Source organism: Bradyrhizobium macuxiense, assembly GCF_001542415.1.
GTDB classification, from domain to species: Bacteria; Pseudomonadota; Alphaproteobacteria; order Rhizobiales; family Xanthobacteraceae; genus Bradyrhizobium; species Bradyrhizobium macuxiense.
This window is the reverse complement of the sequence record NZ_LNCU01000063.1, coordinates 1-22,342: the sequence shown is the minus strand read 5'-3', so window position 1 is coordinate 22,342 and position 22,342 is coordinate 1. Positions and strand designations below refer to the sequence as shown.

Sequence of the window (22,342 nt, the reverse complement as noted above, 5' to 3'; positions counted from 1 at the left end):
ATGACCTCACGACTCGGCAGGCGTTGGCGACAAACTACCCAACCTTCGGCATCAACCGCACGGAGCTGAAGGCCGCCCCCCGAAATATCCAACCCAGTTGTGCGACTTTCATCTTAAATGGTTCCTATCAGCGACCAAGCATAGGTACGTCCTGGCGCGACATACAGGACTGTCATCCTTAAGAAGGCGTTCAAGCTCGACGCGAGAGCCGACCGGCACCGCACTATCCACGTCCGATTGAAGATCTTTTTATGTCGAACCGCCGACAACCGCGGCACGTCACTCCACACGGGCGTTGGCACGAACGCATATTTCCTTGGTCAAGCAGGGCCGCGTCAGAGTGCGCGAGTGGCACGCCGATTGCTGGATAGGAAAGAGCCCACTTCCAGCGCGGGGTTCGCTCCTGCTGACGCCGACCCAATTAATCCTGGTGAATACGTTGAAGAGGTTTCTGCTTGGCAGCGCAGGAGCTGAGAACGTCGATGATCCTCCCACCAACTCCGCCAGGTCGACCAGGAGATGGCTTCTGCTTTCAAGCGGCGGCCGGGCCACGACGCTGTGTTCAGCTTCGGGCAAGCGCACCGTTTTAGCCAAATCGCGGCTGAAGAGCCTCCCGCTCGAAAGTCACGGAAGGATCATGAACGTGAAACACACCGAACCTCCTTCGCGCTGCCCCCGCGACGTGATTATCTTTGTTGGCAGAAATCGTCATGGCAACTGGGTCGTCCGCCAACAAAACGGCGCTTTTGGTGGCCTGTTCGTGAACCGCGCCCAAGCATTCAAGTACGCGCTGTTCAGGAACGGCCAACACCCAGAACATATCGTCGAGGTGTCGCACGAGATCGAACTTGATCTTCCCGTCGATCCGCAGATTGCCGGGACGAGGCGCGTGACCTGACATCGACGCACTTGACGCAGCACGCGCAAGTGGAGAGGCGGTCCTTTAGGACGAGCCTTTTGCAAGGAGCCCAAGCAGAGCGGAATCGATGCTCATTTCGATGCCATTGCCGGGTCGGTGCGGGGCAGCCCATCATCCCGCCCGACAATGACTGGTGGAACTATGCGGCTTAGTTCGCGGCTGCGATCGGCTTTTCGGTAGGTCTGGTGATCACGAAACTGCGCTAGCCTATGTCGCAGAAGGCGAAGACAGCTGCATCTCGGTCGTCGGGAAGGTTGGGCCAAAGATCTGTCAGGCCATCTCTTTCCAGCCTGAGACAAGAAACGCCTGCAGACCGCACGGCCCCATCAACCAGGCACCTCTGGTCGATCAGTGTCCGAGCTGAATGTCATTCTCGATAGCAGTCGCAGGAGCAATCGCCCGCAACTCCATCTGCGCCAAATGAGCCCATTTACTCCTATCGGCCCCTACAGGCTTTGAAGGCACGACCGATTGCGGTCATCATGAATTTCTGATCAGTAGGTGCAAATTACGGGGTAACCTTACCGTCAACCGGTCAGCGTGACGGTACCTTTCTTGCTTTTGCAAGCTCTCCCTCGGAAAACATCGCAGTACCGATGATGTACTCTCTCTCAAGCTGTGCGATCTCGTCATCCGAGAGACAGAGAACCCGCGACAGAATCTCTCGGTTATGCTCTCCGAGTGTCGGCGCGGGTGCTCCAATCGCATAGGGCTTTGTACCCTCGCGAACCGGCATCGAGGCCTGCGCATGCAAGCCTATGAACGGTCGATCGACTTCTTGCAGAAACGTGCGAGATTCGAGATGCCGATCCTCCAGTAGATCAATGGGCAGCCGCGCCACGCCGGCAGCAATCTTTGCGGCTTGTAACTCGGTCATGGCCTTGTCCGCATTCCGGGTGAGCGTCCAAGCCGAGATACTTGTCTCGATGACCTCCTCAATGGCCCGGCGAGCTTTCATAGATCTGAGTGATGGATCCTGCGCCCAGTCGGGCCGCCCTACAAGCGTCGCAAGTCTTTGCCACATGTCCGCATCGGTCGCCGCTACCACGATCCAGTCATCCTCACCCACACACCGGAAGCAGCCATGCGGCACGAATTGAGGATGTCGATTGCCGTATCTGGTCGGCGGCAAACCACCGATCGACTGGACGGTTATCCATGGTGCCGCGAACGGCATCATGCATTCGATCTGTCCCAAGTCGATGAACTGTCCATGTCCGGTGTTCCGCGCGTGCATCAGGGCGACCAGAACTGCAGCGCAGCCGTTCAACCCGCCGACGGGATCCCCAAAAGCGGTGTGGCTCATCACGGGAGGTCCGTCAGCGTTCCCGATCACGCTCGGCAATCCGGATCCTTGCTCGAGAGTCGAGCCGTAGGCTCGAAGGTCGCGATGGACGCTGTCCGCACCAAGAGCCGACATAGACATCATCACGAGCCGCGGATTGAGGGTCTTGAGAACGTCGTAGCCAAGCCCAAGTTTCGGCAGCACATCGACCGAGTAGTTACTGACGACAATATCGGCTTCGACCAGGAGCCGCTTGGCAAGAGCCAGTCCTCGCGGGCGGGTCAGGTCGAGCGTGATACCGCGCTTGTTGCGATTCATGATGCAGAAGCGTGCTGTCTTTTCGTACATCCGACTATCGACGTAGGCGGGCCTTCGGTCAACACCGCGCCACCAATCGGGATACTGGATGGCCTCGATCTTGATCACGTCCGCGCCGAGATCAGCCAATGTCCGCGTACACAATGGGCCGGCCCAGCCCATCGAGAAGTCGATAACGCGAACGCCCTGCAATGGCCGTCGGCCGGCATCTACGCCGTCGCACGACGCCGGTGATACATTAGCTTTCAAGTACCTTCGCGGGTTCGCGAACGCTTGCTGCTCGCCGGGAGCCGGAACTCTTCCGCCGCGCCGCGGCGGCGTTAATGTCAACCGCAGCATCGAACCAGGAGTCAGCCCCTCTTCCTCGTCAAGTAGGACCGGAACGAGCGCGCCGCGCGCTTTCTTCTCGCTATCCTGGAGCAGATCGGATATCGATGGTACCGGCACTATCGGAATCTTCCGCTTCAGTCCCTCCGCAAACCACTGCTGCGCTGTTCGCTCCTTCAGTCTCGGAATGAACTGCCGTTCGATCCGCTCCACATGCTTCAGACGATCTTCGCCCAGAAGCAGAGCCGGATCATCGCGCAATTGGCACAAGCCGAGGAGATCACAAAACTCTCTCCATTGTGCCGGCGTCGCTGTAGTGACGCCGACCCACCCCTCTTTGGCCTCGTATATGCCGATCGGAAAGCCAGGCCAGAAACGATTAATTCCAATCCGCCGGATCGCGTCACCGCGCGTCATCGCCTCGAACATGAGAAACTCAGTCACAGTGAGGCTGGACTCGAAAATACTGAGCGACAACGATCGCCCCGCCCTCCCGTCCATTCGCGCGACGGCCGACGAGATCGCGCCAATGAATCCCCACAGGCCGGCCAGAATACCGGTCTGGAAATCCGGCGCGTGCAACGGCGGTCCCTCGACCGGTCCAATCAGCTTGATGAGGCCGGCGAGCGCGCGAACGGTCGAATCCACCGCGGCAAATCCTGCATAGGGGCCGTCGGCGCCGAACCAACTCGCTTGGAGATAGATCAGTTCGGGACGTCGCCTGCGGATCGCGTCGACGTCAATCGACGGGCAGTCCGCAGGCTCGATATCCCGGCCATCGACCAGAATGTCGCAATCCTCGACTAGCGCCGTGAGCCGTAGGCTCGCGCCCGGGTCATTTGGATCGATGATGATGCTTGACTTGTTGAAGTTCAGGAATGCGAACCATCCGCTCTGGCCACCGGGCGTCAGGGGCGCGCTTTGGCGAAGCGGATCGCCTGACGGCGGCTCGACTTTCTGAACATCCGCACCGAAATCCGCAAACAAGCGCGCGCAGTAGCTGGTCGCGGCCGAGCTCCCGATCTCGACGACCCGCAGGTGCGATAACACTTCCATCGAAAACTCCGCTTCCCTCTGTCAATCTTCCGGACACGTCATCGTCCCTGTCATGCGAGTCTGCAGGCCGCACCAAGGCGCTCTGCTGGCGAGTTGCCATCGCTTCATGAACTTTTCCGAACTTTCGTGCAGCACTGCAAAGACCCCTGTCGATGCTCGGCTAGGTTCTCAGGCGGAGACATACCTATTTTTTGCGGCAGCGCTACAGTAGTGGCTCTCATTCGCATCGAGGGGCGCGCGGGTGGAGCGGTCGCTGACCTGGCGAAGCAGAAGGCACGTACCACCATGCTGGAGCCGAATGAGCACGGCGCCACATCGCGGCTCCTCTATCGTCGTATGGCACCTTCGTCGCGGACTGCGATCTGCGCCACGTTCAGGCAAGAGAAGCCCTCTTCGCTCGAATATATAGCTTGGGCAGCGGCCCCGTCGGTCATCGATGATCGCTGCTCCGGTGCGTACAGTCCGGGATGGGTATTGATCCTCGGACGGCTCCGTGACGACGATGGCCCCGACGCTCGGATCGAGGACTGACGATAACTCGTCCTCCTGTCCGCATAAGTTGATGTCAAGGTGTCGGGCACCTCCACTGAATGTCCAGTTTCTCAACAGAGTACCGCTCCCATTTGGGGCTTGGCTATCGCGTCGGGTCGCTTCTCCAGGATGCAGTCGCACAGCCGCTCTATATCGCGGACCTCATGATCGGCTGTGATACAAATCCGAATGCCCGCGCGTCCTTGCGCGACCGTCGGGAAGAATGTCACTGAAGTATAGAAGCCGGCGTTGAGCAGCTCTCTCGCGGTCGTGACGGCCATGGCTTCCGATCCGATAGCGATCATTCTGATCGGAAGCGAATTGCCTTGCTCGGCGGTCGCGACACGACGGTCGAACACTTCGATCCGCTGCGCCAATCGCCTTTGGCGTTCACCGAGTTCTGCCGAGCGGTGTATCTTGCACGAACCAAGCGCCGCGCCCACCGCCGCCAGATTAGGGGCCACCGAGAACGCGTAGGGAATGGAGTAGCGGCGAAACAAGGCCTCGTGTTCTGGTGCTCCGAGCATCAACATTCCGCCTGACGCGCCGAATCCCTTGGCCAGCGAGGCCGCGATGATCGTGCGATCGCCCAGTGCTTGCGCAAATTGAGATCGAGCAAACCCCTCGCCCTGGCGGCCGAACAACGATATGCCGTGAGCATCGTCAATATAGAGGAAGAGCCCATAACGCTCCTGAAGCTGGCGCAATTCCGCGATAGGCGAATTGCCTCCCATCGAGTAAACGCCATCGCATACATAGGCGACCACCGGATGTTCACGGCACAATCGTTCGAGAGCATCGATGTCGTTGTGCGCGATCGTCTCCACCCGGGTTTCGTCGGCGACGACTGGCTTGTGATAGGCGAGCGATATGTGGGCGATGCGATCGAATACGACGACCGGCTTCCTTCCGCCCGTCAATTGGCCCGAGGCAAGGATGGGCATGGCGCCCAGATTTGCGAGCATGACAGTGGAAAAGGCAAGTACACGTGCGCGGAACATCTCCGACAGGCTTGTTTCAAGCTCGACCAAACGATCGAAATTGAGCCGCGTCCGTGCGCATGACCAGTGCAGTGACCGATGCTCCTCGATCGCCTTGATCGCGCCAGCGACGATCTCCGGATGATTGTCCAGACCCAAATAGGAGCATCGCACGAAATCGATTATCTCTGGACGATTATCGAGCGGGCCCATACCCAAGACAAAGGACCGTCCAGTCGTGGAACGTGCCGGCACGGACATAAGGCCAGCCGCGTGAGCCGCATCGAAATACGGCCTGCTCTCGTTGATCACGTAGGGCGTGTTTCGAAAGTGTCCAGTCGGGCGGTCACAATCGGACGGAGCGATCCGCTGCATTTCACTCTCCATTCTGATCCGGCAATCACCCGCATGCAGACGCCCGGATGGGCCGCGAGACGGCGCGGTTGACGACATCGAGCCAAGCTGGACTTTGTGCAGATCTCACGGAAGTTCGATCGCCCGCCCTGGTTAACCAACTAAACCATCGGGTCGAGCTTGGGCAGCTACCAAAGGAGATAGGAACTGACGTTCTTCGAATGTCGGGTGATTGCTGTCCCGGCGCCCACGCGCATAGGTACTTACAAGCAGGAAAGCGCCGCGCAGAACGTCGGTCATTGCGGCGACGTATCTCAGCCCTTCGATATCACGCAGCCTGTCAAATGCAAGTTTGCCGGCCGTCTGACATATCGAGCGCGTTCGTCGAGAGCGCGCATTCGCCCCGTCGCGGCCTTCAGTCGTGAGAGTCTTGTGTATGACCTATTTTTAGATTTCTCTGATGCTTTCACGGCGGGCTCGCGTCGCCTATTCATCGATTTGAAGACCGCTCTTGGACAGAATGACGCCATAATCTGCTTCTGCCCTCTCAGGACTGACCATGCCATCAAGAACGTCGTCTAGAACGTCTTCCGCGGGCCGCTCAAAAGGCGATCCGAAGCCGCCCCCTCCAGCGGCTCTGATCGTCAGCATCAATGAAGGCAGCCGCGACGTAGGCTGAACCATCCTGTAACCTGATCGAACAGCCCCCGATGCCCGCAGCACGGCCGCCCAGCACGCCGAACGATGTGGAGTTGGCACTACCTTCGCCCCGGAACGAATACTCAGCCGGATGTTTCACATGGACCGTCACTTCCGCGCCCGTCCCACCTCGATAGTGGCCTGGACCACCTCCATCGGTCAAAAATTCCTGGCGCTCGACAAGGAACGGGTAGCTCGTCTCGAAGCCCTTGACTTCTGGCAGGGCGAGGCCGCCAAGCGTGGTCAACCGTCCCAGGACATTGAATCCATCTCGACCTTTGACGGCGCCGGTTCCAGGTTGTGCCAACCATTGATATGCAACGTAATACCGATCGTTTGCGTCCATCCCCGCGGTATTGCAATGCGAAATTCGGCTCCAGCCTGCACAGCTCAATTCGGGCGCGGCAGGGCTCAGCGCTCTCCAGATGGAGTGTATGATTTGGTGCGCTGGATAGGTGGCAGCTTAGGTAACAGGGGCAGGCTTCGCGTTGACCAGCGATCCTTCGGGGGCCTCGATGCGAACACGGCGGAAGACGCCGTCATTGCGCGGGATGTGGGCACCAAGGAACGAGATAAGTCCAAAGAGCACGGCCGATCGCGTGTTCGCGAGTGAGCTGTTCTTGAAGCCACGCATCTGCGGACTCGTGCCCGCGAAGTCGACGAGAAGTCCGTCCGGCCGCACAGTGATCACGGTCTTGACGCGCGCGTCTATGGTCTCGAAGCAATCATGATCGAAAAAGTCTTCGCCAGTATACGTCACCGGCGTCAACTTGCGGATCGCGGCGACAAACTCCTCCTCCGCCCAATCAAGGAGCGACGCAAACAACCCGTTCAGACCTTCGGCTCCCATTGGCCTGGCGATATCCGGTAGGCGCTTGGCACCGATTTCGGTCGACCCGAGCATCGCGCGCAGATCGCCGTCAAGCAGGTCCGGGGTCCTCGAGTTCAGGAGGACCAGCCGCCAAAGATCATGCTGCACCTCTCCTTGTGAGACGAGCTTGACGACTGGAATGCGCAGGCCCTCGTGAAAGATTTCCTCGGCTTTGGGATTGTACGTTCCTGCCGCGCCGCCCCCTATATCCGATTGATGTGCACGGTTGCAGGTGAATGCAACCAGCATATCGTTCAGGAACTTCGCAGCAATAACCGAATTCTGGAACGGAAGGACGTCGCCGGCGTGTCCTCACGCAGGCTTTCGAAGCTGCGCTTCAAGTCTCTGTTCCCACGCGCCGAAGATCAGGCATCTCAAAATCTCGTTGCACAACCTACGAAAATAGAGCGTTGACCGTGGACGGCCTTGTCGAGCACACGACAGCCACAGCATCGTCAATCCGTCGGCTTATCAAGATTGTGTCAGCATCGGTTCGAGAGGAGCTTCTGGACGTGCGATGGCTGTAGGACCTGAAAGGGCTCGCCTATCCGATACGGGGTGACTGTCTTGAATGGGAAGAGTTGGAGGACCACTATATGGTGTGGACAAATCAGGTGGCCCTGGTCACAGGCGCCTCGCGGGGTATCGGAAGAGCAATCGCTCTCTTGCTGGCGCAGCGGGGTGCTGCCGTATGTGTAAGCTATGCAGAGCGTGCGGACGCGGCCGAGCAAGTCGCGAACGAGATCAAAGCCAGTGGCGGCCGATCAATGACTGTGGGCGCAGACGTGGCGGATTTTGCATCCGTTCAGGCAATGGCCGAGCAAGCGGAGACATGGCTTGGTCCGCTCACAATCCTCGTCAACAACGCTGGCGTGCTGTACCAAGCGACGCTTGAAACGCTTAACCACAATCAGTTCGATCGCATGCGTCGCATCAATGTAGATGGCATCATCCACACAACGCGCGCCGTGATGGCAGGAATGCGAGCACGGCGCTATGGTCGGATCATCAACCTGACCTCAATTGCTGCAATCGGAGCCACTCTGCCCGGAAACGCGTTTTACGCTGCGACCAAAGCGGAGGCGGCGATCCTGACGCGGCGCATTGCGATGGAATTGGGATCCGAGGGCATTACCGTGAACGCTGTCGCCCCCGGTTTTATCCGGACGGACATGACGCAACGAAGACCCGACGGCACAGAATGGGATTCTATCGAGGGGCATGTTCGGGAGCGAACGATAATGGGACGTATCGGAGAACCTGAAGATATCGCGAATGCTGTCGTCTTTTTGGCAGCGCCAGAGACGGGATGGATGACGGCTCAGATGCTAGTGGTAGACGGCGGACGAATGGACTGCCTCGCGCACGGCTGATCGCGAAGGTCATGGCGATTGCCGCGGCACTTGCGCGAGCTAAACGACTCGTTCCCGCAACAGGAGCATCGTCGCCGCGCGGCATAGCGTTAGTTCCCGCTCTACTTCCATCGCGCTGAACAAAGGCCACGACCTCTACTCGTTGTGATGTCAGCGACAGAATAGCCGGCTCTGAGTCGGACTCACCTCCGCCCATTGATTTCCGGCACCTTTAAGGTGACGCTGATTCTGGCAGCCCGCCGCGGATGCTCGCCAACCGTCGAGCGGCTATGCTCCGTTACGGTCGCCATATGCTATCTTAGTGGCCAGAGGGCATTCCGTGTCGAACCTTTCGACGTCGGCGCTCGTTAAGCGCGCATCAGATGTTTTCGCGGAGATACTTTGTTGTGTCGCCGGTTTTACCGTTCCCGTGTCGTTGCAGTTTCTAGTGTCCCGATTCACAAGTTCGCAATCGTAGATGCGCAGTAGATTCGCGTCGCAGTGCCAGAGATGGCGGCTGCAACCGCCACGGAGGATCTGATGGCGGCCCGGCAACTTGCAGCCTTGATATTGAGCGATGATGAGCGTGCCGAACTACGGTCACTGACGGTGCGTCGAAAGACGGCGCAGGCGCTGGCTCTGAGAGCGCGGATCGTGTTGACCTGCGCGGAAGGCGGTCAAATCAACGGAGTGGCGGCCAAGCTGGGGCTGGGCCAGCAGACCGTGAGCAAGTGGCGGCGCCGCCGAGTTCCGCAAGTTCCTCGACGAGATCGAGGCAAATCAACCGATGACATCCTTGCTTCCATCGAGCGCTTGTGCCGTTACAATGCATCAGCAGAACACGACGCGACGTTGCGAACTTCCGGTTCAGGACACTAGGTGCACGACGAGCGCGATCACGCATCGCGTCGCGTCTTGATGCCGATCAAGGCCGCAGTCTAGCTGAACTAGGGCAGCCCGTTGGTAATAATGACAGATCATCTCGCCGCTCCTCCACGATATTTGCCAGCGAAGCGGCCGAAATTGTAGCATGCCCCGGTCAAAGAAGATGTTCGAAATCTTCTTGCGAAGCGGGTTACATCGATGCGGCCGACTCTGAACAACCCAAGAGCGACCTGAAACTCCTTGAATCGGTAGGGTGCCTCCCTTCCCTTTTGTTGTATTTTTTCTCTAGTTAAGCTGTTCGTGACAGAGACGAAGCAAGTTTTAGGAAGCGGTAAGCCGGAACAATGATGGTTCGAGAGATCAAGATCGAGAGAGCTCTATGTAGGCTTTCACACGACGCGGGACTCTAGAAATTGGAAAATCACATCGAGATCGCGCCTGCCAAGTGCCTTAGCAGTATGCACCACCCACTCAATTTCGGATGGGCCTCCTTTGTCAATCGAACGTCGCATGCCCGCGGCGCTAGCGTTCGCCACTCCGCCTATTTAAGCGACGCACGACAAGCCCTCGGTCAATTCTCGACCTCATTCGCCACCGTCGAGTTTCGAACGAAGCCTGTCGTTAACCGTCGAATATCAGCCGAGCATAATCCTCTTCATCTGCCAGGGTTTTCTCAAGCCATCAGCAACGAAGTATTCCAATTATCCCTTGACGTGCTGGGTGACAATGCGATCGACAACATTTCCTTTCTCTTTCACAACGCCCCCACTTGAGCGACAGGCCGGCGAGTTTGCGTATTGGAAAATCGCGTGCGCCAGAAAAGGGGACTTTGCCGCGAATGAAAATGATGATTGGGACGACAGCAACACCACATGCTTAACCATCGTTGAATCGGAGTCATCAAAGCTGACTACTGAACGATCGTCGACGAAGCTCAGAATTGCACGGGTCATGGCTAATGGCTCGCAATCACACAACACTCAGGTGGCGCCAGTCTTCATTTGCATCGAGGCACATATGATCGGGATCAATCAATCAAATGACCACAATCCGTCGGCAGCAAACGATGCCCAAGTCGTCGCGAAGGACCTCTACGCGATCGGAGAAATGCCGCCTTTGGGTCATGTACCGAAGCGCATGTATGCTTGGGTCATACGCAAGGAGCGGCATGGGAATCCAGAGACTGCGCTGCAAGTGGAGGTAGTTGATACGCCCTCGGTAGGACCAGAGGACGCCTTGGTCATGATTATGGCGACTGGAATCGGCTTCAATTCCATTCTAGCGTCTCTTGGGAAGCCAATCTCACCATTGGACGTGCACGGACGATCCTATCACATCTGCGGAGGAGAAGCTGCGGGGATCGTTTGGGCGGTCGGAAATCGCGTGAAGAAATGGAAGGAGGGTGACGAAGTCGTGATTCATTCGCATCAGGACGACGGCGACGATGTCGAGTGCAATGGCGGCGATCCTATGTTCTCGCCGTCCCAGAGAATTTGGGGTTATGAAACTCCAGACGGATCCTTTGCACAATTCGCACCGGTCCAAGCGGGTCAGCTGTTACCCCGGCCAAAGCACCTCGGCTGGGAGCAGAGTGCGTGCTATTCGGGCACGCTGGCGCCCGCATATAGGATGTTGTTTGGTCATCCCCCACACATGGTCCGACCAGGTCAAAACGTTTTGGTGTGGGGAGCGGCTGGCGGGCTTGGCTCGATGGCAGTTCAACTCATATCGGTCGCGGGGGCGAACGCGATTGGTGTCGTGTCTGGTGAATCGAAGCTTGACTACGTGATGTCGTTGGGAGCTAAGGGCGTGATAAACCGAAAGGAGTTTGACTGCTGGGGCCGACTTCCCAATGTCAATGAGACCGCTTACAACAACTACTTGAAGGAAGTACGCCGATTTGGCCGAGCCATTTGGAAGACCACCGGCAGGGGCAACGACGTTGACATTGTCTTCGAGCACCCCGGAGAAGCGACATTTCCAGTCAGCTGCTACGTGGTGAAACGAGGAGGAATGGTTGTCTTCTGTGGTGGGACGTCCGGTTACAATCTTACGATGGATGCCCGCTTCGTCTGGATGCGACAAAAAAGAATTCAAGGCAGCCACTTCGCAAATCCATACCAAGTGTGGGAAGCGAATCGACTCGTTGCTCAGCGGCGTATAGATCCTTGTCTATCCGAAGCCTTTTCGTGGGCCGACCTTCCGCTTGCACATGTGAAGATGTGGAGAAATCGGCACCTGCCTGGAAATATGGCAGTTCGTGTTCAGGCACACGCGGCGCAGTCTACCAGCTAAGGTTTCATGCAAATGTGGTTCCTTTGTGAGCTCGCGCCGCACAGCTCTAAGGGCGAAAACGCTGTCAAAGCGGCGCACCACGGCTCTTCAGCCTTGGTTGAGGATAACCTTCATCCCTACGCCGCACCGCATTCACTACTTGCGGCCGGCAGACTCTCGTAGCTCGATGTATTGTCTCTGGAATTGAGCACTCGCCCAAGTCCTCGATCGTCGCCTTTCAGCGAGCAATCCGGCGCGCTCCGAGCCATCGCACTTCTCCTCGCCACAAACTAATTGGCGCTTTCCAGCTTCCAGCTCTGTGTTGGCGATATTCATCAGGGCCAAGCTGTCAGTTCGTGCCGGCTAACTCCATTGGTGAGAGCACTTGCTGGTACCTTTGCTGACACCTTCTGTTTCTCTTCTGACGCGGGTCCCAAAGAATCACCGCGAGGAGTTGCCCATCGCAAAGATCAGGGCTGATCCGTGTGCGGCTTCCGACAGCTCTACAACGGCTGTCGGGTTCAAACCACCAGCCTGATCCAGCGACCTGCGCCTCTTGTTGAAGTAAATCAGACAGTTAATTCGCTCGATCGGTGCTGGCACGGGTGTTGCTATTCGGAATGCAACGACAATGACAGAGGGCCAAGTGCATTAAACCCGAAAACCGAGCGATACTCTCCATACCTAGCCCTATACGCCCGTCTGAGACAGGTACAGGGTCAAACATCGGCAACGAAACCGATCTCATCCCCCGCAGGCTCGGCCCTGTTACTCGGGCGGCGAAACAACATCTCTGCCACACGGGATGTCGTCGGCAGCGTTAGAACATTGATCTTGTGCGTCGTCCAGCGCGAGAGTGCACAAGTTGATGTTATTCCCTCCTTTTCTCTCGCGCATGCGGGCCGGCAAGCGTCTTGGGCGGGCGCTAACTCCGGCAAACGAGGATCTGGTCTCACCGCTCATCTCGCCCGTACTTTATGTCATCGCCGTCATTCCGGAGAACGCCATGCCAGAGGCATATATCTATGATCACGTTCGGACCCCGCGAGGCCGCGGTAAGACGGACGGTGCGTTGCACGAGGTCACCGCGTTGCGGCTCGCCGCCGTGCCGCTGGAGGCGCTGAAGGAGCGCAACCGCCTGCCCGAAAATACAATCGATGACGTGGTTCTCGGCGTGGTTGATCCAGTCGGCGAAGCTGGCGGCGACATCGCCCGCTTCGCGGCGCTGAAGTCGGGGTTGGGCGAGGCCGTGCCGGGCGTGCAGATCAATCGCTTCTGCGCGTCCGGCCTTGATGCGGTGAATTTCGCGGCCGCCCAGATCATGAGCGGCCAGCATGAACTCGTGATCGGCGGCGGGGCCGAATCTATGAGCCGTGTCGGTATCGGCGCTTCCGGCGGCGCGTTGGCGATGGATCCCTCGATTGCAGTGCCCGCTTTCTTTATTCCCCAGGGCGTCGCAGCCGATCTGATCGCGACCAAATACGGCTTTTCACGCGAAGATGTCGACGCCTATTCCGTGCAAAGCCAGCAGCGCGCCACCAAGGCCTGGGATGAAGGTCGCTTCAACAACTCAGTCGTGCCCGTCAAGGACATCAACGGCCTGACCATTCTGGCCAAGGACGAGCAAATGCGCCCGAACACGACCATGCAATCGCTAGCGCAGCTCAAGCCCTCCTTTGTCGAACTCGCGCAGACCGGCGGATTCGATGCGGTCGCGATCCAGTCGCACCCGGAGGTCGAGCGCATCAATTATGTGCATCATGCCGGCAATTCGTCCGGTATCGTCGACGGCGCAGGCGCCGTGCTGCTCGGCAGCAAGGAGGCGGGCGCGAAATACGGCCTGAAGGCGCGCGCAAAGATCCGCGCTTTCTCCAATATCGGTTCGGAACCGGCGATGATGCTCACCGGACCGATCGACGTCACCAACAAGCTGTTCGAGCGCTCCGGCATGAAGAAGTCGGACATCGACCTGTTCGAGCTCAATGAGGCGTTCGCTTCCGTCGTGCTGCGTTACATCCAGGCGTTCGAAATCGACAACGACAAGATCAACGTCAATGGCGGCGCCATCGCGCTAGGCCATCCGCTGGGAGCCACTGGTGCGATGATCCTCGGCACCGTACTCGACGAGCTCGAGCGCAGAAACAAGGCGACCGCGTTGGTGACGCTGTGCATTGGCGGCGGCATGGGCACAGCCACCATCATCGAGCGGATGTAATGCCGCTGGGTTCAGTCAGCCGAAGGCACAACACACCATGCCGCGGCAGAAGAGGTGGAGCGCTGTGTTTGCTGACCCACCCCGCCATTAATAGATAACCGCCGCGTCTTGTCAGCAAGCTGCACCGAGGAGCAAAACATGGTCTTCAAAAACTTTAAAGTTGAAATTGACACCGATGGCATCGCGCTCGTCACCTTGGACATCCCAGGCAATTCGATGAACGTGCTGAGCGAAATCACGGCGGCCGAGCTTGAGGAAATCGTGAAGCAGACATCGGCTGATACTACGGTAAAGGGTGTCGTCATCACCTCAAGCAAGAAGGCGCTCTCCGCCGGCGCGGATCTTGCGATGCTCGAGAGCATGAGCCGCGCCTATGCGCAATTGTACAAGGAAAAAGGCGAAGTCGCAGCAAACCAGAGGCTGTTCGATCAGAGCCGCCGCTTCTCGCTTACCCTCCGTGCCATCGAGACCTCAGGAAAGCCGTGGATTGCTGCCATCAACGGGCTCGCCCTTGGTGGCGGTTTTGAGCTCACACTCTGCTGCCACTACCGTGTCGCCGCCGACAATCCGATGACGCGGCTGGGTCTACCCGAGATCAAGGTTGGCCTCTTCCCTGGGGCCGGAGGCACGCAGCGCGTACCCCGTATCGTCGCGCTGCAAGATGCTATGCAGATTCTGCTAAAGGGCGAAGCGATGGATGTGGCGCGCGCCAAGGCGTTGAGGCTGATCGATGCCGTCGTTCCACCGACCGAGCTGATCAAGGCTGCCAAGGACTGGATCAAGGGCGGCGGGAAGGCGGTAATGCCCTGGGACGAAAGGGAATTCAAGCCGCCGGGCGGTTCCGTTTTCTCCAAGGCCGGCATGATGCTATTTCCAACCCTCAACGCAACGTATCGCCGCGATACCTACGACAATCATCCAGCGGCGCGCGCCGTGATGAGCTGCGTCTATGAGGGCCTACAGCTGCCGATGGATGCGGCGCTGCGCGTCGAGTCTCGCTACTTCGCGCAGATCCTGCGCTCGAAGGAAGCGCACGCGATGATCCGCAGCCTTTTCCTCTCAAAGCGGGAATTGAACAAGGGTACACGCCGCCCGCAAAACGTGCCGCCGACAAAGGTGAGGAAACTTGCCCTGATCGGGGCCGGCTTTGTGGGCTCGAGCATCGGTTTCGTCTCTGCGCGTGCCGGCATCGAAGTGGTACTCATCAACCGCCACCAGGAGAGCGCGGACAAGGCAAAGGCCCACGCCAAGGCCGTATTCGATGAGCTCATCAAGAAGGGTAGCGCCAAGGAAAGCGATCGAGACGAGGCTCTTGCTCGCATGATCGCCACCGTTGATTACGCGATGATCAACGATTGCGACCTTATCATCGAATCGGTGTTTGAGGATCGCAAGGCAAAATTCGAGACTTATGCCAAGGCGCAGCCCTTCTTGAAAGAAGGGGCGATCTTCGCCTCAAACACATCGACGCTACCGATCAATTCGCTGGCAGAAGAATTCACCGATCCGACGAAGTTCATTGGCATACATTTCTTTTCGCCAGTCGAGAAGATGATGCTGGTCGAAGTTGTCCTCGGCAAGAACACCGGTGAGGTCGCGCTGGCCACGGCGTTCGACTATGTCCGGCAACTCGGTAAGACGCCGATTGTCGTCAATGATTCTCGCGGCTTCTTCGCCAACCGATGCGTGGCCCGCTTTATCTCCGAAGGCAAAGAGATGTTCTTGGAGGGCGTTCGGCCGGCAATGATTGAAAATTGCGCTAAAATGGCGGGCATGCCGGTCGGCCCCCTGTCTTTATCTGATGAAACGGCGCTCGATCTCCGCTTGACGATCATGAAGGCGACCGAAGCCGATCTCGGGCCGCACGCGATCGACCAAACGGACAAAGAACTTATGACCGAATTGGTCGAGAAGAAGGGCCGCTTGGGTCGCAAAAATCGCAAGGGCTTTTATGATTACCCCGAAAAGGGCAAGGGGAAAAAGAGCCTATGGGGAGGCCTTGCCGATCTGCAACCGAAGCATCTCGAGCCCGATATGCTGGATGTCGAGGAGCTCAAGCAGCGCTTCTTAGTGGTGCAGGCCGTGGAGGCAGCACGTACGGTGGAGGACCATGTCATCACGGACCCTCGAGAAGCCGATGTCGGCTCGATTCTCGGTTTCGGCTTTGCCCCATTTACCGGCGGTGCATTGTCCTATATCGACTTCATGGGCACGAAGGAATTCGTCGAGCTCTGCCACAAGCTCGCGGCCAAATATGGCCCGCGGTTCGCCGCTCCGAAGCTCTTGGAGGAAATGGCGAAGCATGGTCAAACCTTCTACGGCCGCTTCGGATACAAAGAGAGGGCCCTCCCATGAATTAAGGCGAGGCGGCTGAGGCCACATCCGCATCAAAAGCTTGAGAAAACTAAACGTAGCCTCTGGCAACGTTGATCCGGCGGTGGCCGTGATGCGCTGGCGCACGCAAGTTAAAGCGTGCGGCGCTCTTTCGACAAAGCACCGCGACGTGGGAGATGACGAGCCATTGGGATACCTACTCACCTAAAAGCTGTACCGGTCGGCGGCAAGGCGATCTTGCCATGTCGCCATACGAGGGAATCCTGCAGCGGTTTTTCGTTCTCCTGGTATCTTCGCCGATCAGCAGATCTGCCGAGAACAGGCTGACGGCTGCTGACCTTGATCCGTGGGTACGTCCATCGGCGACTGCACCCGCACAGCGGCAAGAAGGCTTTCAATCTGCCCGTTGGTCCATTGCGCCAGCTCAGATTCCAGCACTTCGGCTCCGTGAGCCTTTCTTCGGCTGCCGTGCTCTCCGCGACATACCTGCGCACCTAGGCGTCACGATCAAGGCACGACACGTTCGCGAACAGGCATCAGGATTGGAAAGAGGAGCATCGTCATCCTGCGGACCATGTTCGCCTTCAATAGCGTGGCCTCGCACTAGCAAGACGGGAAAAAGGCGGGGCGCCCGTCGCAGCCAAGTTTACCGGCAGTAGCCTACTGATTATCAATCTCGTTCGAGACTCTTATCTCAATGATGGCCCATAATCCTCCAATAGTCGCAGCGCAATTGTCAAAATAGCTAGCCCCGCCTAACGCCCACAGGAGAGGTGTAATGCCCAGCGGTTCGGCGCCCGCGAAATATCCCGCACACTCCCGAGCACGCTCTCAAGCGTCGCGCAATATCGAGAGGATGGGCTCGATGTTGGGCTGCGCTTCGATATGAAGTACGGTCTCGATTACGTGATTCGCACGCGATCTCGACAGTCCGCTTACAACCTGAAACTTTTCAATGACGTCTTTGTCGCTGTATGCCGTCTCTCTTGTCCATGGATCGCCGAGTGCGAACTCGGTTTCTGCTTCAATGCGAGTGCCATCGCGCATTGCGATAGTGGCCCGCGCGGGCATATTGCGCACCTGGCCCCGCACGACATGGTTTAGAAATCCATTTGCAGGAGCCCAGTTCTCGACGCACACTTTTTGTCGTAATGCACTTACGTTGTGATCCTTGTCCTGCGCCTCGTCTAACCATTCCGGCCCGACGGGAACACCTAGCAGCGCCATCGCAACAGCGTGCGGAATGCTGAATTGCCGCGAACAGAACGTGCGCGGCGCGGGATTGGTGAAACGCGGAGTACATAGCCAAACGTTTGTGCCGATGATGACGCGCTCAATCTGCTGAGGGTCAATATTGGTCATGGCAGTTGCCTTAGCTAGCGCGGTAAGCGGTTGATGAGTCCAGCGGCACGTCGGCCATGGCTTATAAGTGATGTCGGACAGCATCCAGCGCGAGCCAAAGCCGCCAACGAGCGTATCCGAATCGAAACACTCCGTACCTGACATTTTGATCAGGCCATGGGCACCATCAAAGATGGTATCAAAGCCCGTAGCGCCAAGCGCGGCTGACCGCGCCGCGAATACGCCGGCAAGCGTTGCCCAGCCCGCATCCGCGTACTTGCAGTCTGGCAGATCCGGCGACTCGGCCCATTTAGTCGAAGCCGGCACTGGGGTATTAGAGCCAGCGATGCCAAGTGTTTGCCGAGCCAAAGTTTCGTTCTGATGCTCAAGTTGAATGGCTACGCCAGCTGCCGCGAATACCACCGACGCGGAACAACTGTAGAGACCGCAGCCGGTAACGCATCCATCCTTGAGGAATAACGGTGCTCCGCAAGCACTCGCCACGCGTCCGCCCAGTTCATATCCCGCGATCAGAGCCGACAGCAACTGCGAGCCTGTTGCCTTGCGGGCCTCCGCTAGTGCGAGCGCCGCAACGACAGCCGCCACTCCGAAGTGATGGCCGACCGGAAATGTCTCGTCAAGATCCATACAGTTTGCGAGACGGGCATTGGCGTACAGGGCCCCCGCGAGGCTCAAGCGTTGTTGGCATCCCACTACAGACCCGACGGCGCCGGCTCCTAAGAACTCTGCCAAAGCGTAAGCGATCGGAGCGATGCGCGTGCGCGTAGCCGAGAGCATGCATCCGATCGAATCGAGCAGAAGGCGGCGAGAATCAGTTTTGACACTAGCAGGCACATCAGCAAGCCTGAGAGTTGAGACAAATCGAGCAAGCGCACCAGTGAGATCGGGGGACGTATCTGTCATTAGAAAGAGGCCTGAGTTAAGTTTGCCGCACAAAGGAAACGGATAGACGACTGAGCGAGAATGTAGAGCGAGAACGATGATGCGCTCCCTACCAGAAATGAGAAGGCACTCTCCTTGACGATTTGCTTTATTGTTGACGGCGACAGACCATTCAACAGTGCAAGCGTACTCATCGAAACGGAGATTTGATTGCCCCAAGAATATATAGACGCATGGTGCGACTCGTCATCCGCCGAAGCGCACTATCAGATCGCTTTGGGAGCGACGATGCAGCTTGAGGTCGCGTGCAGGCGGAGCTTGTGGGCGATGGACATTCCCCAAACCGACTCGCAAGGAACGAGGTTTAATAAGTTATGACGATCCCGCCAAACGAAGTATCTTGCAGTGGCTGCCCTCACTGCCGTTTGCGACGGCTGGCAACCGCGGAACCCGACATGTGGGGCGGAAATTGCGAAAGGCAAACGTCCCAGGAGACCGGCACGAAAATCCATCCTTTCACGTGGTGCGCTCGGCTCAGCTAATGAAAGTGCTCCCCGAGCTTGAGAACAATTCGGCGATGACTTATGACTACGCTCGTTTTTCCCCGTAGCCCTCCAGCCTCCGGCGAATTCATTGAAATCGCACCGGGCGTGCGCTGGATCCGGCTGCCGATGCCATACCGTATGGACCATGTCAACATCTGGGCTATCGATGACAACCAGGGCTGGGCAATGGTAGACACTGGGTTGCGCACTCAGGAGGCAATGAGCTTCTGGAAGCAACTAATGGCGACGCCCCCGTTGACCAAGCCGCTGACGCGACTGCTGGTAACGCACATGGACGCAGACCACATCGGGTTGGCCGGTTGGCTCACGCGTCAACATCGGGTGCAACTATGGATCTCGAGTTTGGAGTACTTTATGTGCCGCGCCCTGATTTCGGATACTGGCAGGGAAGCGCCGGCTGATGCATTGCAGTTCTACCGCGAGGCAGGCTGGTGCGAGTCGGCCGTCGAGAGCTACCGGATCGGCTTCGGCAGCATCGGATCATTGATTTATCCTCTGCCGGATAAGTTCCATAACCTGCAGGACGGGATGATATTGCAGATCGGCCAGCACTTGTGGGAGGTGGTCACCGGCCACGGGCATTCCCCGGAGCACTCCTGCCTGTACTGCTCGGGATTGAACCTACTGATCTCCGGCGATCAGATTCTGCCACGGATTTCTACCAACGTATCCGTGTACCCGCTTGAGCCTGAGGCGAATCCGATGGCCAAGTGGTTCACCTCACTGGAACGCCTAAAGAACCGGGTGCCGGATGAAGTGCTCGTTGCGCCAGCCCATCAGGATGTCTTCCATGGCCTGCACGCGCGCATTGATCAGCTGCTGCGAGGTCAACAAGAAGCGCTAGAACGTTTGCGCGCGCTGCTTGAGCAGCCGCGCCGCGTGATCGACACGTTCAGCGCGCTGTTTCGTCGCCGCATTTCGGAGGCGGATCTCCAACAATTGGGACCGGCGACTGGCGAGGCAGTGGCCTGCTTAAATTATCTAATCAGCACCGGAGAGGTGTCGAAGGAGGTTCGGGATGGCCTGGCCTGGTACCACTTGTCTATGTAGGGCCGCCAGATGGGGAACCAGATCCCATTGTCGGTCAGAACCATGTGGATCTTGTAGGAGCAGCCGCGATCGGAGCTTCGAGGAAGGCCGAGGCTGAGGTTCTTCTCATCTTCCTGACCAGTTGCACGAAGGCGAACTTGACTGGTGAGATTGATCGCGACGTAGAGATATAGGTAGAGGTAGAGTTTGCCTTCAGCGGTCTGGAGCTCAGCAATGTCGATGTAGAAATCGAATACGCCTTGAACTTCTCCTTCGAAGGCCAGCAGTCTTCGACCTCCGGCAATCGCCTGAAGCTGCGCCGCTGGAGGCCTGAGGGTCGTGGTTTGCGGCGTTCCAGACGATCGTGATCATCAATTCCAGGGCATCGTGATCACTGATTCCGCAGGATCGTGATCGCGGACAGCCAGCCAGCCGGACGCCACTGACGGTCTTTTGCCCGACAGCAGAGGATCGAGATGCCGACAGAGAGACTTTTCATGCACCACATTCGCGAAGTTTTACGCCTGCACTACAGCATCAGCATGACGCAGCGCGGTTGTGCGGAGCTAGGGGGTATTTAGTCGTTCGTTAAGAAACCGAATTGAGCTGGGCCGGGCAGGCGAGAGTTGGCCATAGCAATCCCAGGAACAGGCCCAAGAGTTGTTTGAGCCAGGCGAGGATGCGGCGGAAGTTGTGACCGACGGCTGAGAGGATGACGTTGGCAGCGTCGCCGGCACGGCCTTTGAGGTAGCAGCGGCCGAGGTGACCTTCGGCCTTCATGTGTCCGATGATGGGCTCGATGGCGGAGCGGCGGCGCAGTTCGCGCTTGATGGCGCCGAAGACACCGCGCTTCTGGCCGGAGATGAAGACGCGCCGTGGATTTTGTGCGTCGTGGCCACGATATCCTTTGTCGACATAGGCCCGCTCGATCGAACAGCCGGTGAGGGTCTCGGTGCGGTCGATGACGTCCCGCAAGGTGTGACCGTCGTAGGGGTTGTCGGGCAGTGCCTTGGCGTGCAGCACGAACAGGCCGCCGGGAGCCCGGCGGTTGTTGGTGACGATGGAGGCCTTCACGCCGAACTCATAGGGCGCGGCGGCCTTGCCCTTGCCGATGCACTCCACCTCCGGGGCGTGGAAGGAATAGAGCTTCCAGCCACGCTGGCGCTGCTGCTGCGAGCGGATCTGGCTGGCTCGGCCAAGCGGAAGCGCGAACGTCTCCTCCTGTGCTGGCTGGCCCTCGATCTTGCGGCGGATGTCGCGGATGATCCGGCCCAGCCTGCTGCGCAGGATACGCAACTGCCGCTGATGCCGCCCGAACTGTTTGGCATGAGCGTAGCGACCCGCCATCATCGCGGCTGCCTTGGCCACGCGAGAATAGGATTGCCGCAGCCTGACGCCGTGCTGTCTCGCCAGGCGGTTGAGCCCCCTGATGGCCGCATGCAAGAGCTTGGCATCGGTCGGAAAGGTGATGGCCTTCGGTTGCACCGTGGTGTCGACCGTAACCCGCTTGAGGTCCTGGCTGCGCAACGCGCCGGCCTCATGCGCCACCCGCAGGCTCTCAGCCAGCAAAAGCTCCAGCTTGTCGCCGAGCCGCTTGCGCCAATGGCTCAGGTCCGAGCGCTCGTGCGGGAAAGCGTGCTGGAAGAACTCTTCGCCGGTGAAGAACTGGAAATACGGATCGTGGACCCAGCGCTCGCACACCCCCTCATCGGACAGCCCGTAAATTTGCTTGAGCAGCAAAAGCCCGATCATGAAACGGGTCTCGATCCCGGGCCGGCCGTTCTCGCTGTAGAGCGGAGCGATCTCGCCGTCGATCCAGTCCCAGTCGATCTTGCCGGCGAGCAGAACCAGCTCGTGCTTCATGTTGATGATCTGGTCCAGCCGCGCCCGGAACAGATCATTTGATCCCGTCGTCTTGTGCTTCTTTGGTCGCATCGTCCTCTCCGATGCACCACAGAATCACGGCTCACGGCAAAGGGGAAGTCACGAACGAATTTGCAGGGTTTGCAGCCCTCAACCTTCCAATCCCTGCAATCTCAAACGGATCTCAATCGAAAAAACAGACTCCAGCTCAATCGCTTAGAGCCTTGTTCACAGGCGATT

At 58.2% G+C, this 22,342-nt stretch carries 12 protein-coding genes and 2 pseudogenes; 7 read left to right on the top strand and 7 right to left on the bottom strand.

Annotated elements, in window-relative coordinates:
* Positions 1 to 439: 439 nt before the first annotated feature.
* Positions 440 to 898: a hypothetical protein gene (locus tag AS156_RS45790; RefSeq protein WP_347336634.1), complete on the top strand. Its 459-nt coding sequence runs from the start codon at positions 440 to 442 to the stop codon at positions 896 to 898.
* Positions 899 to 1,454: 556 nt separating this feature from the next.
* Here the strand turns inward: AS156_RS45790 and AS156_RS18965 are convergent.
* The 3 genes and pseudogenes from AS156_RS18965 to AS156_RS44595 form a co-directional block, all read right to left on the bottom strand.
* Positions 1,455 to 3,905 carry a CaiB/BaiF CoA transferase family protein gene (locus tag AS156_RS18965; protein WP_066507419.1) on the bottom strand — a complete coding sequence of 817 codons (2,451 nt, stop codon included), beginning with the start codon at positions 3,903 to 3,905 and terminating at the stop codon, positions 1,455 to 1,457.
* A 602-nt stretch (positions 3,906 to 4,507) separates the two neighbouring features.
* Entirely contained in the window at positions 4,508 to 5,791 is a 1,284-nt protein-coding gene (locus tag AS156_RS18955) for an aminotransferase class I/II-fold pyridoxal phosphate-dependent enzyme (protein ID WP_066507444.1), read from the bottom strand.
* A gap of 580 nt (positions 5,792 to 6,371) precedes the next feature.
* A pseudogene (locus AS156_RS44595) lies at positions 6,372 to 7,613 on the bottom strand (hydantoinase B/oxoprolinase family protein).
* A 323-nt stretch (positions 7,614 to 7,936) separates the two neighbouring features.
* Here AS156_RS44595 and AS156_RS18935 point away from each other — a divergent pair.
* The gene (locus AS156_RS18935; RefSeq protein ID WP_066507408.1) at positions 7,937 to 8,713 is read left to right on the top strand and encodes an SDR family NAD(P)-dependent oxidoreductase; all 777 of its coding nucleotides are present in this window, start codon (positions 7,937 to 7,939) and stop codon (positions 8,711 to 8,713) included.
* 489 nt (positions 8,714 to 9,202) lie between these two features.
* Complete coding sequence (locus AS156_RS40850) at positions 9,203 to 9,571, top strand: helix-turn-helix domain-containing protein (RefSeq protein ID WP_245312941.1); 369 nt, start codon at positions 9,203 to 9,205, stop codon at positions 9,569 to 9,571.
* A gap of 707 nt (positions 9,572 to 10,278) precedes the next feature.
* On the opposite strand, the gene AS156_RS42160 is transcribed toward AS156_RS40850, so the two are convergent.
* Positions 10,279 to 10,530 (bottom strand): hypothetical protein, encoded by a 252-nt coding sequence (locus tag AS156_RS42160; RefSeq protein ID WP_136626298.1) that lies wholly within the window; start codon positions 10,528 to 10,530, stop codon positions 10,279 to 10,281.
* Between the two features lie 154 nt (positions 10,531 to 10,684).
* On the opposite strand from AS156_RS42160, the gene ccrA reads away from it, so the two are divergent.
* The 3 genes from ccrA to AS156_RS18920 all read left to right on the top strand — a co-directional run bounded on the left by ccrA (position 10,685) and on the right by AS156_RS18920 (position 16,421).
* Entirely contained in the window at positions 10,685 to 11,872 is a 1,188-nt protein-coding gene (ccrA, locus tag AS156_RS18930) for a crotonyl-CoA carboxylase/reductase (RefSeq protein ID WP_245312944.1), read from the top strand.
* A 985-nt stretch (positions 11,873 to 12,857) separates the two neighbouring features.
* On the top strand, positions 12,858 to 14,066 hold the full coding sequence (locus AS156_RS18925) for an acetyl-CoA C-acetyltransferase (RefSeq protein ID WP_066507440.1): 1,209 nt from the start codon (positions 12,858 to 12,860) through the stop codon (positions 14,064 to 14,066).
* A gap of 138 nt (positions 14,067 to 14,204) precedes the next feature.
* A complete protein-coding gene (locus tag AS156_RS18920) occupies positions 14,205 to 16,421 on the top strand; it encodes a 3-hydroxyacyl-CoA dehydrogenase NAD-binding domain-containing protein (RefSeq protein ID WP_066507438.1) in 2,217 nt (738 codons plus the stop codon).
* An 810-nt stretch (positions 16,422 to 17,231) separates the two neighbouring features.
* Here AS156_RS18920 and AS156_RS18915 read toward each other — a convergent pair.
* Positions 17,232 to 18,665: an MmgE/PrpD family protein gene (locus AS156_RS18915; protein WP_082747585.1), complete on the bottom strand. Its 1,434-nt coding sequence runs from the start codon at positions 18,663 to 18,665 to the stop codon at positions 17,232 to 17,234.
* A gap of 563 nt (positions 18,666 to 19,228) precedes the next feature.
* On the opposite strand from AS156_RS18915, the gene AS156_RS18910 reads away from it, so the two are divergent.
* Complete coding sequence (locus AS156_RS18910; protein WP_066507402.1) at positions 19,229 to 20,260, top strand: MBL fold metallo-hydrolase; 1,032 nt, start codon at positions 19,229 to 19,231, stop codon at positions 20,258 to 20,260.
* A gap of 139 nt (positions 20,261 to 20,399) precedes the next feature.
* On the opposite strand, the pseudogene AS156_RS46045 reads toward AS156_RS18910, so the two are convergent.
* Positions 20,400 to 20,567 (bottom strand): annotated as a pseudogene (locus AS156_RS46045) (IS481 family transposase); the annotation flags it as partial.
* A 260-nt stretch (positions 20,568 to 20,827) separates the two neighbouring features.
* Positions 20,828 to 22,174 (bottom strand): IS5 family transposase, encoded by a 1,347-nt coding sequence (locus AS156_RS18905; RefSeq protein WP_066507399.1) that lies wholly within the window; start codon positions 22,172 to 22,174, stop codon positions 20,828 to 20,830.
* Positions 22,175 to 22,342 lie beyond the last annotated feature (168 nt).

Bases quoted from the DNA above. Each gene is read 5' to 3' on its own strand.
- ccrA (WP_245312944.1), top strand. From the start codon at position 10,685: ATGCCGCCTTTGGGTCATGTACCGAAGCGCATGTATGCTTGGGTCATA.
- AS156_RS18935 (WP_066507408.1), top strand. From the start codon at position 7,937: ATGGTGTGGACAAATCAGGTGGCCCTGGTCACAGGCGCCTCGCGGGGT.
- AS156_RS42160 (WP_136626298.1), bottom strand. From the start codon at position 10,530: ATGACCCGTGCAATTCTGAGCTTCGTCGACGATCGTTCAGTAGTCAGC.
- AS156_RS18915 (WP_082747585.1), bottom strand. From the start codon at position 18,665: ATGACAGATACGTCCCCCGATCTCACTGGTGCGCTTGCTCGATTTGTC.
- AS156_RS18955 (WP_066507444.1), bottom strand. From the start codon at position 5,791: ATGCAGCGGATCGCTCCGTCCGATTGTGACCGCCCGACTGGACACTTT.
- AS156_RS18920 (WP_066507438.1), top strand. From the start codon at position 14,205: ATGGTCTTCAAAAACTTTAAAGTTGAAATTGACACCGATGGCATCGCG.
- AS156_RS18965 (WP_066507419.1), bottom strand. From the start codon at position 3,905: ATGGAAGTGTTATCGCACCTGCGGGTCGTCGAGATCGGGAGCTCGGCC.
- AS156_RS18910 (WP_066507402.1), top strand. From the start codon at position 19,229: ATGACTACGCTCGTTTTTCCCCGTAGCCCTCCAGCCTCCGGCGAATTC.
- AS156_RS18905 (WP_066507399.1), bottom strand. From the start codon at position 22,174: ATGCGACCAAAGAAGCACAAGACGACGGGATCAAATGATCTGTTCCGG.
- AS156_RS40850 (WP_245312941.1), top strand. From the start codon at position 9,203: ATGGCGGCTGCAACCGCCACGGAGGATCTGATGGCGGCCCGGCAACTT.
- AS156_RS18925 (WP_066507440.1), top strand. From the start codon at position 12,858: ATGCCAGAGGCATATATCTATGATCACGTTCGGACCCCGCGAGGCCGC.